At 43.6% G+C, this 15256-nt stretch carries 10 protein-coding genes; all 10 read left to right on the top strand.

The window, feature by feature from the left end:
• Window positions 1-32 precede the first annotated feature (32 nt).
• The 10 genes from PCC7418_RS09395 to PCC7418_RS19395 all read left to right on the top strand — a co-directional run bounded on the left by PCC7418_RS09395 (window position 33) and on the right by PCC7418_RS19395 (window position 15216).
• A complete protein-coding gene (locus PCC7418_RS09395) occupies window positions 33-827 on the top strand; it encodes a WecB/TagA/CpsF family glycosyltransferase (RefSeq protein ID WP_015225938.1) in 795 nt (264 codons plus the stop codon).
• Window positions 824-2944, top strand: a complete 2121-nt coding sequence (locus PCC7418_RS09390) for a polysaccharide biosynthesis tyrosine autokinase (RefSeq protein WP_015225937.1) — start codon at window positions 824-826, stop codon at window positions 2942-2944. Before PCC7418_RS09395 ends, PCC7418_RS09390 begins: the two co-directional genes overlap by 4 nt.
• A gap of 81 nt (window positions 2945-3025) precedes the next feature.
• Window positions 3026-3820, top strand: coding sequence for a glucose-1-phosphate cytidylyltransferase (gene rfbF / locus PCC7418_RS09385; RefSeq protein WP_015225936.1), 795 nt, complete (start codon window positions 3026-3028; stop codon window positions 3818-3820).
• Window positions 3808-4878, top strand: coding sequence for an NAD(P)-dependent oxidoreductase (locus PCC7418_RS09380; RefSeq protein WP_015225935.1), 1071 nt, complete (start codon window positions 3808-3810; stop codon window positions 4876-4878). The genes rfbF and PCC7418_RS09380 overlap by 13 nt, the downstream gene beginning before the upstream one ends.
• An 81-nt stretch (window positions 4879-4959) precedes the next feature.
• Window positions 4960-6174, top strand: a complete 1215-nt coding sequence (locus PCC7418_RS09375; RefSeq protein ID WP_041596582.1) for a class I SAM-dependent methyltransferase — start codon at window positions 4960-4962, stop codon at window positions 6172-6174.
• Between the two features lie 70 nt (window positions 6175-6244).
• Window positions 6245-7477: a methyltransferase domain-containing protein gene (locus tag PCC7418_RS09370; RefSeq protein ID WP_015225933.1), complete on the top strand. Its 1233-nt coding sequence runs from the start codon at window positions 6245-6247 to the stop codon at window positions 7475-7477.
• Window positions 7478-7608: 131 nt separating this feature from the next.
• Window positions 7609-8781 (top strand): class I SAM-dependent methyltransferase, encoded by a 1173-nt coding sequence (locus PCC7418_RS09365; RefSeq protein ID WP_015225932.1) that lies wholly within the window; start codon window positions 7609-7611, stop codon window positions 8779-8781.
• Window positions 8782-8839: 58 nt separating this feature from the next.
• Complete coding sequence (locus PCC7418_RS09360; RefSeq protein ID WP_015225931.1) at window positions 8840-9874, top strand: DUF4922 domain-containing protein; 1035 nt, start codon at window positions 8840-8842, stop codon at window positions 9872-9874.
• Window positions 9875-9888: 14 nt separating this feature from the next.
• Window positions 9889-11100 (top strand): L-2-hydroxyglutarate oxidase, encoded by a 1212-nt coding sequence (gene lhgO, locus PCC7418_RS09355; RefSeq protein WP_041596581.1) that lies wholly within the window; start codon window positions 9889-9891, stop codon window positions 11098-11100.
• Window positions 11101-12018: 918 nt separating this feature from the next.
• Complete coding sequence (locus PCC7418_RS19395) at window positions 12019-15216, top strand: Ig-like domain-containing protein (RefSeq protein ID WP_015225929.1); 3198 nt, start codon at window positions 12019-12021, stop codon at window positions 15214-15216.
• The last annotated feature ends 40 nt before the right edge of the window (window positions 15217-15256 follow it).

Below are 15256 nucleotides of genomic sequence, written 5' to 3'. Positions count from 1 at the left end.
TTTTTTGTGTTTTTTGCTCGGGAACAAGATCAATGTCAATACCAAACCCTATTCAAACCTATCGTCTTCTGCAAACGGAAGTCACCGCCCTACGTTTTGAGGAACAATTGTTACTAATGACAGAATGGGCAACTCGTCGTGCGAGTCGCTTCGTCAGTGTAGCAAATGTCCATACGTTAATGGAAGCCTACTGGAACCCTCAATTTGCTCAAGCCCTCCAGAATGCTGATTTAGTCACGCCAGATGGGATGCCATTAGTTTGGATGTTGAGGGCGATGGGGGCAACTGAGCAGGATCGAGTGGCGGGTATGGATATTTTTTTACGGCTTTGCCAGTTGGCTTCTCTCAACAAGATTGGTGTCTTTTTTTTGGGTGCTGATAGTGACATTCTGGAAGGGATGAAAACGCGCCTGAACAGAGAGTTTCCAGAACTGATTTTAGCGGGAATGAAACCTCTTCCCTTCCGCCCTCTCACCTCTCTGGAAAATGAAGTGATTATTCAACAGATTAACGAGAGTGGTGCGGGTTTATTGTTTGTGTGTTTAGGATGTCCGAAACAAGAACTGTGGATCGCTCAACATAAGGATAAAATCCACGCGGTGATGATTGGAGTGGGCGCGGTTTTTCCGATTTACGCGGGACGTTATCAACAAGCACCTCCTTGGATGAGGAAGTGGGGGCTAGAGTGGGTCTATCGCTTAACGCAAGAACCGAAACGCCTAGCACCCCGCTACAGTAAAACGATTCCTCCCTTTATTTATCTGGCTTTACAACAGTTACTTGCCCTTAGTTTGCAACGAGTATTGCAACAACAGAAACAATTATGACACTTGATCCAGTGAACGAGCGTTTTCATCAATTGTCTTATCCCGTCGATCAGACTCAGGGTATTGGTGGTGATGATGAAGGGGGGCTCAATGTTTTTAAGGTCTTAGGAGCACTTCGTCGTCAGTCTTGGGTGATTGTGACAATGACTCTGGTTTGTGCTGCTTTGGGCGGGATGAAAGCAGCAACTGATACACCCATTTATAAGGCTCAGTTTGAATTATTAGCCGAACCAGTCTCTTTAGAGTCACAAGTGATTTCATCGACAACACCGGAGTCATTAAGTAACCGTGAAGATGTTGTCGCGGTTGTCCCCAATGCAGCGAAACTGAAGATTTTGAGAAGTCCTCGGGTTTTAGAGCCACTGGTGGCAGGGTTACAGCAAAAATATCCGAATATAAATTACAAGAGGCTTGCGAGACACCTCGACCTCAGTGTTGATGTGCAAAATCAGATTATTCAAGTTGAGTATAAAAACCCAAACCGACAGCAAGTTCAGGATGTTTTAGAGGCGGTCAAGGATGCTTATTTGGACTTTAGCTTGGAAGTTCGCCAATTGGAATTGAATAAGGGGTTGGTGTTTGTGGAAAAGCAATTGCCCAGACTCCGATCGCGCGTGGATCAAGTTCAAGCTCGTCTCCAGTGGTTAAGAGAAGACAATAACTTTATCGATCCCACCATGGAAGCGGAACAACTGTCTGAGCAAATTGGCACTTTTGTTCAGCAACGGCTGCAAGTGCAAGCGCAGTTAAATGAAGCACAACTGTTAGCTGAAGATCTCGAACAACAACTCTCAGAGCAGTCGATTGAGGAAGCGATGGCTTCAGCGTTGAATACGCCCCGCTACGAAGCCCTTCTCGACAAGTTACAAGAGATTGATACGGAAATTGCTGAAGAATCAGCAACTTTTACGGAAACCAGCCCTCAAATTCAGACGCTGCAACAACAAAGAGAACAACTGCTCCCCTTACTACAACAAGAAGCTAAGCGGGCGCAAAAGGAAGTGGAGAGTCAAATTCGGTCCCTGGAAGCGCGCGATCGCGCTCTCTTTCAAACCATTGCTCGTTTGAATGAACGGAGTAAACAACTTTCAGCAACAACCCGTCAATATACCGATCTCAAGCGGGAATTAGAAATTGCTAGCAATAATTTAAATCAATTTTTGACTAAACGCGAAGCCTTGGGGATTGATGTGGCGCAAAGTGAAACTCCTTGGGAAGTGTTGACCCCCCCTAGCGATCCTGTTGCGGTTTCGGCGAGTGTGCAACGCAATTTAGTCCTCGGGACAGCGTTAGGACTACTACTAGGAGTGGGAACGGCTTTAATGGTGGATCGCCTTCGCGATCTGGTTCACTCCACCCGAGAGATTCAGGAAGTGGTGAAATTCCCCTTGTTAGGCAATATTCCCTTTGATCGGATGCTAGAGATGCGGGATTCGACTTGGAAACAACTGAGAGCAGCCAATGGTCACCACAAGGGCGGGCTTTGGAGTCAATCGACTCTCCAGAAAACTTCGGTTGCCGTTGAGTCTTTCCGTTCCATTTATACCAATATCCGATTGCTCAATCCAGATGTTCCAGTTCGCGCGATCGTTATTAGCTCAGCAATGCCACAAGAAGGGAAATCCACCGTTGCCACCCACTTGGCGAAAGCTGCTGCTGCTATGGGACGGCGCGTCTTATTGGTTGATGCTGATCTGCGTCGTCCTCAGTTTGAGCACTCCTCGGAAGATAATACTGCTTTAGGCTTAACTGATCTGATTGACCGACAGGAATTGAACCTGACTCAAGTTATCCAACCTAGTCCCCTAGAGGAGAACTTATTCTTCCTCGGATCGGGTCAGATTCCGCCAGATCCGAGTAAACTCATTGCCTCGGAAAAAATGCAGCGTTTAATGATTCAGCTACAAAGCGAGTTTGATTTAGTCATTTACGATACGACGATTTTAAGGGGCTTTACCGATGCTCATTTACTGGCGACGGGAACCAATGGACTGATACTGGTGACTGGTATTGGTCGCTTAAAGCGATCGCTGCTGGAAAGAACCGTTGAAAATTTGACCCTTTCCCGAACGCCCATTTTGGGAATTGTGGGGAATGGTCATCAAGAAGAGCTTTAAAACTCAGTTGGGGGGAGGGGGGGAGGTCGGTACAAAGCAGACGTTTTGCAATTCATTAAAAAGGAGAAGTAGAAACAAACCATGAAAGTTGGAATTCTTGCTGGTGGCTTAGGCACACGCTTAGCAGAAGAAACAGAAACCAAGCCAAAACCCATGGTGGAAATTGGCGGAAAGCCAATCCTTTGGCACATTATGATGCACTATTCCTACTATGGCTTCAAAGATTTTGTGATTGCTTTAGGCTACAAAGGAGAAGTGATCAAAAAATATATGGCGGATTACTGCACCATGAACAGTAATCTTACTGTCAGTTTTCGGGACAAAGCGGTGAAACTCCATGGCAGCTACAACCCAGACTGGACAGTGGATCTGATTGAAACTGGAGCCAATACGGCAACAGGCGGTCGCATTAAGCGTTTAGCCCCTTACTTAGGACAAGAGGGGACATTTATGCTCACTTGGGGAGATGGGGTTTCCAATATCAATCTCCATGATTTACTCGCTTTTCATCGCTCTCATGGGAAACTGGCGACACTGACCTCAGTGCGTCCCCCAGCGCGGTTTGGTCATCTGGAGCTAGACGGAAATCAGATTGTCGAATTTTCCGAGAAACCGCAAACTGGCGAAGGATGGATTAATGGCGCATTTTTTGTCCTTGAGCCCGAAGTGTTTGACTATGTTGATGGCGACGACACGCAGTGGGAAAAAGAACCTTTAGAACGATTAGCCAGAGACGGTCAGTTAATGGCTTATAAGCATGATTCGTTCTGGCAATGTATGGATACGCTGCGCGATAAAAAACGTTTGGAAAGTTTATGGGAATCGGGTCAAGCCCCTTGGAAAATTTGGGAGGAGGAAGTATTATGCGCGTATTAGTTACTGGTCATAAAGGCTACATTGGAACAGTTCTGGTTCCGATGCTCGTTCAACAAGGGTATGAGGTAGTGGGACTCGATAGCGATTTGTTTCGGGGAAGTACCTTTGGCGAGGGAATTCAGGACATTCCTGAAATTGAAAAAGATATTCGAGATTTAGAGCTCTCGGATCTAGAGGGATTCGATGCCGTGTTGCACTTGGCTGGTTTATCCAATGATCCCCTGGGTAACCTGAATCCGAAACTCACTTATGAGATTAATCATCTTGCTTCAGTGGGCGTGGCGCAACTGGCGAAGGAAGCTGGTGTGCAACGATATGTTTTCTCTTCTTCCTGTAGCAATTATGGCGCGGGGGGTCAAGATTGGCTCACAGAAGAATCTCCGTTTAACCCTGTTACCCCATACGGGATCTCGAAAGTCCGTACTGAACAGGATGTTGCTAAGCTCGCAGATGAGAACTTTAGTCCCACGTTTCTACGGAATGCAACGGCTTTTGGGGTTTCTCCGCGCATTCGTTTTGACTTAGTGTTGAATAACTTAGTGGCTTGGGCGTTTACGACGGGTCTGGTTTACATTAAGAGTGATGGAACGCCTTGGCGACCGATTGTTCACATTGAAGACATTTCGCGGGCTTTTTTAGCAGTTTTGGAAGCGCCCTTGGATTTAGTTCATAATCAGGCGTTTAATGTCGGTCGTAATGAGGACAATTATCAAATCAAAGAACTTGCAGCGATCGTCAAAGAAACAGTTCCTGAGTGTACCATTGAATATGCCAAAGATGCTGGTCCAGATAAACGCTGTTATCGGGTCGATTGCAGCAAAATTGCCAACACGCTTCCTGGTTTTCAACCGCAGTGGGATGCCCGTAAGGGAGCAGAAGAACTGTATGCTGCTTATCAGAAGATTGGATTAACTTTAGAAGAATTTGAAGGCGCGCGCTACAAACGGATCGCTCACTTACAAAAGTTAATTGATGACGAGCGGATTGATGCAACGTTGCGCTGGAAACAAATGTCTTCCGTGGAAACGGGGGATGAGCTCATGACAAAAGTGAATTAAAACAGGAAATTACAAGTGATGACTGATTCCATATTGACCCATCGTCATCCGGAAACTCTTTCCTCTCAAGGTGGAGCCCGGATGACTTGTCGTTCTTGTGGCGGTTCCGATCTCAAGGAAGTAATTGACTTTGGTTATACTCCCCTTGCAGATAGTCTGCTCAAACCCGAGCAACTGGATCAACCCGAATATACCGCTCCCCTTGATCTTGTGTTTTGTCCCGATTGTGGGCTGGCTCAAATTACGGAAACTGTTCCCCCAGAAGTTTTGTTCTGTCAAGATTATCCTTACTTTTCTTCGGTTTCCCCCTCTCTGCTGAAACACTTTGGAGACAGCGCTCAAGCCATTATCGAAACTCGCAACTTGGATGAAAACAGTTTAGTGATTGAAGCTGCGAGTAACGATGGCTATATGTTGAAAAACTTTAGGGCGCAAGGGATTCCTGTTTTAGGAATCGATCCCGCTTCCGAACCAGTAATTACGGCTCAAAATGCTGGTATTCCCACCTTGTGTAACTTCTTTACCTATGAATTTGCAAAGCAATTACAAGCGGAAGGAATGCAAGCTGATGTTTTTCTGGCGAATAATGTCCTCGCTCATGTTCCAGACTTAAATGGGTTTGTGGCGGGAATAGCAGCGGTGTTAAAAGACACAGGATTAGCCGTAATTGAAGTGCCTTATGTTGCTGATTTGGTTGATGATTGTGAATTTGACACGATTTATCACCAGCATCTTTGCTATTTTTCGGTTACCGCTTTAGATCAATTATTCCGACGACACGGCTTGTTTTTGAATGATGTGCAGCGGATTCCCATTCATGGCGGTTCTTTGCGTTTATTTGTGGAAACCGATGACAAGACACAAGATGCAGTGCGGTTGTTACTGACACAAGAGGCGGAACGGGGAATTACTCATCTTGATTATTATCTCCAGTTCAGCGATCGCGTGCAAGGGATTAAACAGTCTCTGATGGATTTGCTTTGGGATTTGAAACGCCAAGGAAAACAGATTGTGGGCTACGGTGCAGCAGCAAAAGCAACCACTCTCTTGAGTTATTTTAATATCAACAAAACCTTGTTGGACTATGTGGTTGATTTGAACGCTTTCAAGCACGGTCGTTATCTGGGAATCAACCATCTCCCCATTTTTCCACCCGGTAAGTTGTTAGAGGATCAACCGGATTATGTCCTGATTTTGGCTTGGAATTTTGCGGATGAAATTATTTCCCAACAGAAAGCCTATCAACAACAAGGTGGAAAGTTCATTATCCCCATTCCTCAACCTCACATCATCTGATCAATCCCCCCAACTTCTTTTCCCCCTTTCCCTAGGGGGGAATTATCACATCATGTCATGAAGATTTGCTATGTCTCAGTTTAACTTTGTCCAAGAACGTCTTAACTTAAATGAACAGCCATTAATTGACCATATTTGTCCCAATTGTGGTCATTCGGAACTGACAACGTTTTACGAGGTGCGAAATGTTCCTGTTCACAGTTGTCTCATGCTCTCAAGCCAAGAAGAAGCCCTTGATTTCCCTTGTGGGGATGTTGTCTTAGGCTTCTGCGATCGCTGCGGTTTTATTACCAATACTCAATTTGATCCGAAATGGTCAGCCTACGCGCCTAACTATGAAGATCAACAGAGTTTTTCTCCCACATTTAATCAATTCGCGATCGATTTAGCCGACCACCTGATCGCAAAATACAATCTCTATGACAAAGACATCGTTGAAATCGGTTGCAGCAAAGGAGACTTTCTGTTCCTTTTATGCGAACGAGGAAATAACCGAGGGATTGGCATTGATCCCAGTGTTGTTCCAGGTCGCGTCCCAAGTCAGGCGACAGAACAAGTCACCTTTATTCAGGATTATTACTCGGAACAGCACGCGGAATATGTGGGGGATTTTATTTGTTGTCGTCATACTTTAGAACATATTCATGGGACTCAGGAATTTTTACAGACCGTGCGACGTTCCATCGGCGATCGCTTAGAGGTGGGAGTTGTTTTTGAAATTCCTGATACAACCCGTGTTCTCTGTGATGCAGCTTTTGAAGATATTTATTACGAACATTGCTCTTACTTCACCCCAGGTTCTTTAGCCCGTTTATTTCGCGCTTGTGGCTTTGAAGTGATTGATCTTTATCGAGCATACGGCGATCAATATTTATTAATTGAGGCGAAACCCGTAGCTCAACCCTCTGATGATATTCATTTCCAAGAGGAAACTTTGACGGAATTACGAGAAAAGTTAGAGGATTTTACGAATAAAATTCACGATAAGCTCAATGATTGGAAAGAACATTTGGAGCAGTCTAAACGGAAGTCTAAAAAAGTTGTCGTTTGGGGATCTGGGTCGAAATGTGTGGCTTTTTTAACCACGCTCGATACCATTGACACCATTCAGTATGTTGTTGATATTAATCCTTATCGTCAGGGTAAATTTATTCCAGGAGTGGGGAAAGAAATTATGTCCCCTGAGTTTTTGAAAACCTATCAACCAGATGAGATTATCATCATGAATTCCATCTACCGTAAAGAAATTCAACAGATGCTAGATGAGATGGGAGTAACAACTCAATTACTTCAGTTAGACTAACTGCAATTAACTCGAATTTTTCCAGAATTAATACCATTTTGGAACAATCAAGTTACAGTAATAAACTCGCTCATTGACGGTAGGGTGGGCATTGCTAGAACTGTAATTCACTAAAAATTATCTTAAAAACTATGTTTTGTCCTGTTTGTCATTCGTCTCGAACGAGCATTTTCTTTGAAATGCTGAATGTTCCCGTTTTCTGTAATGTTTTATGGTCGGAGCAACAAGCTGCTAAGACTTGTCAAAAAGGTGATATCAGACTTGCTTTTTGTTCCGATTGCGGTTTTATCTATAACACGACTTTTGACTCGAAATTACTGGATTATTGTCCAGATTATGAAAACTCACTAGATTTTTCTCCGCGCTTTCAAGCCTATGCTAAATCTTTAGGGGAACGCTTGATTAAAAAATATAATCTTTACCAAAAGAAGATTATTGAGATTGGTTGTGGAAAAGGTGATTTTTTATCTTTACTGTGTGAGCTTGGAGAGAATCGTGGAGTGGGTTTTGATCCGAGTTATATTGAACACACTGAGATTTTAAATCTGGTGCGCGATCGCGTTGAGTTTGTACAAGATGTTTATTCGGAAAAATATCGTCATTACCAAGGAGACTTTATTTGTTGTCGCCACACCTTAGAACATATTGAACAGCCGAGAAATTTATTAACGCTGTTACGAGAAAATCTGGAAACGGGTGATGAAGTTCCGATTTTCTTTGAAGTTCCCAACGCGATCGACACTTTTCGCCGAATGGCAATTTGGGATATTATATACGAGCATTGTTGTTATTTTTCTCCTGTTTCTTTAAGTTACATTTTTGCCAGTTGTGGGTTTGAGGTGAAAGCAATGTCAGAAGAATTTCAAGGACAGTTTTTAACCTTGGAAGCGGAAATGGGAAAACCCAAACTAACGTTTAATCAAACAGACGTTGATGACTTAAAAACCCTTTCCCGAGATGTTGATGTCTTTGCCCAAACCTTCAATAATAAATTAATCTCTTGGCAAAAAACATTAAAAAACATTGCTGATAACGGTCAAAAAGCGGTAACTTGGGGAGCAGGATCGAAAGGAGTCACGTTTCTCAATCTCATTCAGGAACAAACAACAGTGGAGTATATTGTTGATATTAATCCTCGTAAACAGGGTAAGTATGTTGCGGGAACAGGTCAACAGATTGTTGAACCTGAATTTTTATCACAATATCAGCCAGACGTAATCATTGTTATGAATTCTGTTTATCAGGATGAAATTAAACATCAAGTTCATGACTTAGGGTTAAACTCTGAATTGATGTTTGTTTAGTTGAGTTGAGGCGATAAAATTCTATAATGAATTGAATCTGGATGAATCGTGATCAAAGATGTATAATTTAACAACCCGCTTGTATCAAAGCTGGCATCAAGCCGTTGCTAATGATCGAATTATGAGTCAATTTGAAGCAACCTTTGATGATGAAAGTGATGGAGAAAAATGGAAGCAGGGAGATCGGATTAGCTATGGTATTAAACGGATTAAAAACGAATTGAGTTATTATGCCATTAATGAAACTCAATCCCGAGTGATTCCTGGGGAGGTGGAAGAAAAACTCATTAATACAGGAAATATAGCTCGTTTTATCTGTCAATTTAACGGTTATCGTGCCTTAAGACCCGGGGGAAAACGACGCAAAATTGGTCGTCAACCTGATATCTCAGGTGAGGCTTCAAAGTGTCGGTTTTTTTGTCAAAATTTGAGTCAAAGTCTGAGTTTACTAAACCGAAGACCGCTTGTCCAAGTTTCTCTAAAACACTTTGTCTGGAATGCTTATCATAATGTCGCCCCTTTAGAAAAAGAAGGGCATTTTTTATGGATTCCAATTCAGAAAACACCATCCATTGATCACATTCCCCATTTTCCACAACGGCTCTCTTTGAAGTTTTTGGAAGATCTGGTTGATTTATTCCAGAAACTCGATCAGACGATTCTATTTTTTAATTCACTCCATGCTGGTGCATCGGTTAATCATATTCATTTTCAAGCCGTTTATCATCAGCAAACTTTACCGCTAGAAATTGCACCGACGATTTCTAAACCGTCTGGCGAGATCTTAGATTTTTATCCTTTATTCGGACTCGTTTTTAGTAAAAATGTGGAGATTAATCGACTGTGGAACTGGATTTATTATCTGCAAGAGCAAGAGATTCCGTTTAATCTCACTCTGTTAGGAGAGCGGATCATTTTAGTTCCTAGAAATCCCGATCATGAAATTGTCTCTGAATTTCCTGGGGATAGTATTGCAGCTTTAGGGGTTTGTGGAAAACTAGTAACAGTGGATCGAGCCACTTATACTCATCTTAATGCTGACAAAATTGAGAGTGGTTTTACGAAAATGATTCTCCCTATTGAAACTTTATAATTGAAATCATTATGATTTACGATCAAGTCATTATTGGCGGTGGCATTGTTGGACTCGCGACTGCTATGCAATTAGCTCAAAAAAGTCCGAAGGCTCGCATTCTCCTGTTAGAAAAAGAGACTGATTTGGCTGCTCATCAAACCAGTCATAACAGTGGGGTTATTCATTCTGGAATTTATTATAAGCCAGGTAGCTTTAAGGCTAAATTTTGTCGCGATGGCAGTCGTTCCATGGTGGAATTTTGTCAGGAACATAATCTTGATTATGAGGTTTGTGGAAAGGTCATTATTGCCACTCAGGAACAAGAATTACCGCGACTGGAAAGGCTCTATCAAAGAGGACTGGAAAATGGCATTTCGGTAAAAAAACTCAGGGGGGAAGCGATACAAGAACTTGAACCTCATGTGCGTTGTCTTGCTGGAATTCGGGTGAATTCAACGGGCATTACAGATTATAAAAAAGTTTGCCAAAAGTATGCTCAAATTTTGCGCGATCGCGCGGGAGAATTAAAATTTAATACACAAGTTACCCAGCTTCAAAAAACTGCTGATGGTTACGTCATTGAAACCAATCAAGGAGATTTTCAAGCCAAGTTTATTATTAACTGTGCTGGCTTACACAGCGATCGCGTGGCAAAATTAGGGGCTGTGAATCCCCAAGCGAAAATTATTCCCTTTCGCGGTGAATACTATGAATTGAAACCAGAAAAACGTTATTTAGTGAAAAACTTAATTTATCCAGTCCCGAATCCTAACTTTCCTTTTCTGGGTGTGCATTTCACGAGAATGATTGATGGTAGTGTTCACGCCGGCCCCAATGCCGTGCTAAGTTTCAAGCGAGAAGGATATCAAAAAACGGATTGGGATCGACGGGATTTAATAGAAAGTTTGACTTATCCTGGATTATGGAAATTAGCAGCAAAATATGGGGCGATTGGTGTTGCAGAAATGATTCGTTCTTGGAGTAAAACTGCCTTTGTTCGCAGTTTACAACGCCTAATTCCAGAAATCCAACCAGAAGATGTGATTCCGATTTCGGCGGGGGTTCGTGCCCAAGCGTTAAAGCAAAACGGTGCGTTAGTGGATGATTTTTTAATGATTGAAGGTCGCAAGGCGTTACACATTTGTAACGCGCCCTCTCCCGCAGCCACTGCTTCTCTAGAAATTGGTAAAGCAATTGCCGATCGCGTTTTGGCAATGGAAATGACTGTTCAAACTTGCAGTTGAGACGAACCTTGAAAAAACAGAATTCTCATCAGCCATTCGGTATTTCCAGATGGAATCTCATCGTCATTACCACTGCAATTCTAATTGCTTGGGTTACGCTCTTTCCGTTTAATTTTACTTGGAAAGTGGGATTCTCTTTGGAAAAGATTTTCCGTTACTTCCACCACCCGAGCAATCTTATTGATTTTATCGCGAATATTGGGTTATTTATCCCATTCAGGGGGGAACGGGTTGGTTACGATCTCACCGCATTTCTGCTGTTGTCACGGGAATTATCGTGATTTTGCTGAGTTTCAGCTTTTCTCTGACTGTGGAAGTTTTGCAAGTCTTTTTACCCCCGCGCGATCGTCCACTTACGCCGATATTATTGCCAATAGTCTGGTTGCTGTTCCAAGTTTGGCGGGTGATTCACTTTTTTGGCTGATTTTGAGCTTGTTTCCCCCCCTGACCCTAGGGTCGTTTCATTCTCCTGAAATAACCTTGTTTGTAGGGAGATGGGGGAATTGCTAAAAAGGGAAATTATAATTTTCAAAAAAATCGTGACAACTTTCAAAAGATCAGATATAATAATTCCAACTAGGTTAAAGGTTGACAATTCCTTCTAGTCTTAGAAAAGTCCCAGAAATGATTAGCAGTGATTTTTCACTGAAAACAAATTAAGAAGACACCAAGAGTGAACTTGATTTGCTTTAGAAACAGAGAAAGCCTGTCTCTAATATATTTCCAATCTCTTAATATATTCGACTAATAAAAAAAGAACAGATCCGACGACGATTTGAGGCGATCAAAATTAAGTGATTAGAATCATGAAAGAGCGTTCTCCGAATTAAAACGACGATTCAAACGTGATTAATTTGGAGAAATTTTTATTGGCAATCAAATCAACTTAACTCACCAACCCAACTATTATTAAAATTCATGGTGTTTCTCTCTGACGATTTCAACAATGACACCTTGGGGAGTCAGTGGACATTTATTGACCCCTTAGGTGGAGGAAACTATACCTTAACGGGAACTGCGGACGCATTCTTAGAACTGTTTGTCCCCGAAGGCACGTCCCACAGTCCTGGCAAGCGTGGCAATAAAACCGTTCGCGCTGTGCAAGCAGCAACCGATGAAGATTTTGAAGTTGAAGTCAAATTTGCGTCTGAGCCTTCTGAAAAATACCAATTTCAAGGCATTGTCATTGAACAAGACGCTGCCAACTGGTTGCGCTTTGGTCATCTTCACGATGGTTCTGTGCTCACTGTTTTTGTGGGCAGTACCATTGAGGGCAACTCGACCAATTCTTTGATCGAAGTTCCCGTTTCCCCAGGAGCGGCTCCTTACCTACGAGTCACTCGCCAAGGGGAGCAATGGACGCTCCAATATTCCGCAGATGGTGCCACTTGGAATAATGCTGGGAGCATCACTCAAGCATTGACAGTGAATGAAATCGGAACCTTTGCTGCCAATCATGGTATCGGGGGAAGTATTCCCGCTTTCACCGCGCAAGTGGATTATTTCTTCAACACCGCATCTCCCATTAGCCCAGAAGATGAGAGCAGCACTCACAATGATGATCACCCCCCCAATCAAGCCCCCGTTGCGAATGATGATTTCGTAACAACCAATTACGAGACAGCGCTCAGTGGAGACGTACTTGCCGATAATGGCAATGGTGCAGACAGTGATCCTGATGGTGATCCTATTTTGATCGCGGAAGTTAATGGTGACAGTGCTGACATTGGGAAGGAAATTACTCTTGCTTCTGGCGCACTTTTGACCCTAAATGCGGATGGTACATTTAATTATGATCCAAACGGTCAGTTTGCTGATTTAAATGCTGGAGAGAATACAACAGATAGCTTTAACTATAGCATTGAAGATGGTAAGGGGGAAACTGCAGCAGCGATCGTAACCGTCACCCTCACCAATCCAGACAATAACACTTCAACATCAACTTTTACTTCCGATGATTTCAACAATGACACCTTGGGGAGTCAGTGGACCTTTATTGACCCCTTAGGTGGAGGAAACTATACCTTAACGGGAACTGCGGACGCATTCTTAGAACTGTTTGTTCCCGAAGGCACGTCCCACAGTCCTGGCAAGCGTGGCAATAAAACCGTTCGCGCTGTGCAAGCAGCAACCGATGAAGATTTTGAAGTTGAAGTCAAATTTGCGTCTGAGCCTTCTGAAAAATACCAATTTCAAGGCATTGTCATCGAACAAGACGACGCGAACTGGTTGCGCTTTGGTCATCTTCACGATGGTTCTGTGCTCACTGTTTTTGTGGGCAGTACCATTGAGGGCAACTCGACCAATTCTTTGATCGAAGTTCCCGTTTCCCCAAGAGCGGCTCCTTACCTACGAGTCACTCGCCAAGGGGAGCAATGGACGCTCCAATATTCCGCAGATGGTGCCACTTGGAATAATGCTGGGAGCATCACTCAAGCATTGACAGTGAATGAAATCGGAACCTTTGCTGCCAATCATGGTATCGGGGGAAGTATTCCCGCTTTCACCGCGCAAGTGGATTATTTCTTCAACACCGCATCTCCCATTAGCCCAGAAGATGGAGGTAGCACTCACAATGATGATCACCCCCCCAATCAAGCCCCCGTTGCGAATGACGACACCGTCGTTGTTCCCATTAATACCGCTACCGAGCTCAATCTTCTTGATAATGACAGTGACAGCGATGGCAGTCTTGACCCCGCTAGCCTCACCCTTACCAGCAATCCTAACCAAGGGACGGTCGCCGTGGATAATATCACGGGATTCGTCACTTACACGCCGAATACCGATTTTCTAGGCAGTGATAGCTTCAGTTATACCGTCGCCGATGACCAAGGGGCAGTTTCGGAGTCAGCTTTGGTTAGCCTGAGCGTTGAGGAGACTTCCGACACCACTAATCAACCCCCCGTTGCCAATGATGATACAGCAGTTGTTGAAGTCAATACCGTCACCACCCTAGATGTCCTTGCTAATGACACTGACAGCGATGGCAACCTTGACCCGACCAGTGTAGCAATTGTCGATGCTCCTAGCAATGGCAGCGTGACAGTTGATGCAGCCACTGGGCAAGTGACTTATATTCCCAATACTGACTTTATTGGCAGCGATAACTTCAGCTATACCGTTGCTGATGACCAAGATACAGTGTCTAACTTAGCCAATGTCGATCTTGCAGTAGAAGCTGCACCAACCAATCAAGGAGATGGTCCCGCGATCGATGTCTGGTATGGATTAGATCAAACCTTTGGTCAAATTGGTCAACCTCAAAATTGGGTTAACATTCTCGGTCATGTCGATGATCCTGATGGTGTTTCTTCTTTAACCTATTCTCTTAATGGCGAACCTGAAGTTGCATTAACCATTGATCAAGGATTTCGCATTAACAAAACGGGTGACTTTAATGCAGACATCGCCTATGCTGACCTCGATGGTTCATCAACCGATGATATTGTCGTTCTTACTGCGACTGATGACTTGGGGAATGTCTCGACACAGACTGTAACTATCGATTATGAAGCAGGGAATGTCTGGCCCCAAACCTATTCCATTGACTGGAGTACAACATCCAATATTTTAGATGTCGCACAGGTTGTTGATGGTTTGTGGGCGATTGAAGGAGATACGGTTCGCACGGTTGAACCCGGTTATGATCGTTTGATTGGCATTGGCGACATTTCTTGGCAAGACTTTGAAGTGACTGTTCCCATTACAATTAATGGCGGGATCAATTCCAAAGGTGCAGTGGGAGTGCTCATGCGATGGCATGGACACAACGATGATAGCTTATCTGGAAGACAGCCACTAGCAGGTGTTGCACCTTTTGGCGCTCTAGGATGGGCCCAAGATGGCGACCTCATCATCAAAAAAGAAGGGGGAGCAACGAATCCTGGAAAAACCTTACAGCCAGATCTGACCTACAATTTCAAGATGCGGGTGGAAACAACAGACACAGGCTCACTCTATAGCCTCAAGGCTTGGGAGTTAGGTCAAAGCGAGCCCATGGGCTGGGATGTAGAAACTAGCGAAGGATTATCTGATCTTGACAGCGGTTCACTATTTCTTGTTGCTCATCGCCAAGATGCCACTTTTGGTGATGTCAATATTACACCAATTTAAGGCTTCAAATTAAATTATTGTCTTTGAAATCAAAAAGAGA

Source organism: Halothece sp. PCC 7418 (assembly GCF_000317635.1).
Classification (GTDB): Bacteria; Cyanobacteriota; Cyanobacteriia; order Cyanobacteriales; family Rubidibacteraceae; genus Halothece.
This window is presented reverse-complemented; position numbering and strand designations above follow the sequence as displayed.

Coding starts and splice junctions, on each gene's coding strand:
- PCC7418_RS09395 (WP_015225938.1), top strand. CDS start 33: ATGTCAATACCAAACCCTATTCAAACCTATCGTCTTCTGCAAACGGAA.
- PCC7418_RS09390 (WP_015225937.1), top strand. CDS start 824: ATGACACTTGATCCAGTGAACGAGCGTTTTCATCAATTGTCTTATCCC.
- rfbF (WP_015225936.1), top strand. CDS start 3,026: ATGAAAGTTGGAATTCTTGCTGGTGGCTTAGGCACACGCTTAGCAGAA.
- PCC7418_RS09380 (WP_015225935.1), top strand. CDS start 3,808: ATGCGCGTATTAGTTACTGGTCATAAAGGCTACATTGGAACAGTTCTG.
- PCC7418_RS09375 (WP_041596582.1), top strand. CDS start 4,960: ATGACTTGTCGTTCTTGTGGCGGTTCCGATCTCAAGGAAGTAATTGAC.
- PCC7418_RS09370 (WP_015225933.1), top strand. CDS start 6,245: ATGTCTCAGTTTAACTTTGTCCAAGAACGTCTTAACTTAAATGAACAG.
- PCC7418_RS09365 (WP_015225932.1), top strand. CDS start 7,609: ATGTTTTGTCCTGTTTGTCATTCGTCTCGAACGAGCATTTTCTTTGAA.
- PCC7418_RS09360 (WP_015225931.1), top strand. CDS start 8,840: ATGTATAATTTAACAACCCGCTTGTATCAAAGCTGGCATCAAGCCGTT.
- PCC7418_RS19395 (WP_015225929.1), top strand. CDS start 12,019: ATGGTGTTTCTCTCTGACGATTTCAACAATGACACCTTGGGGAGTCAG.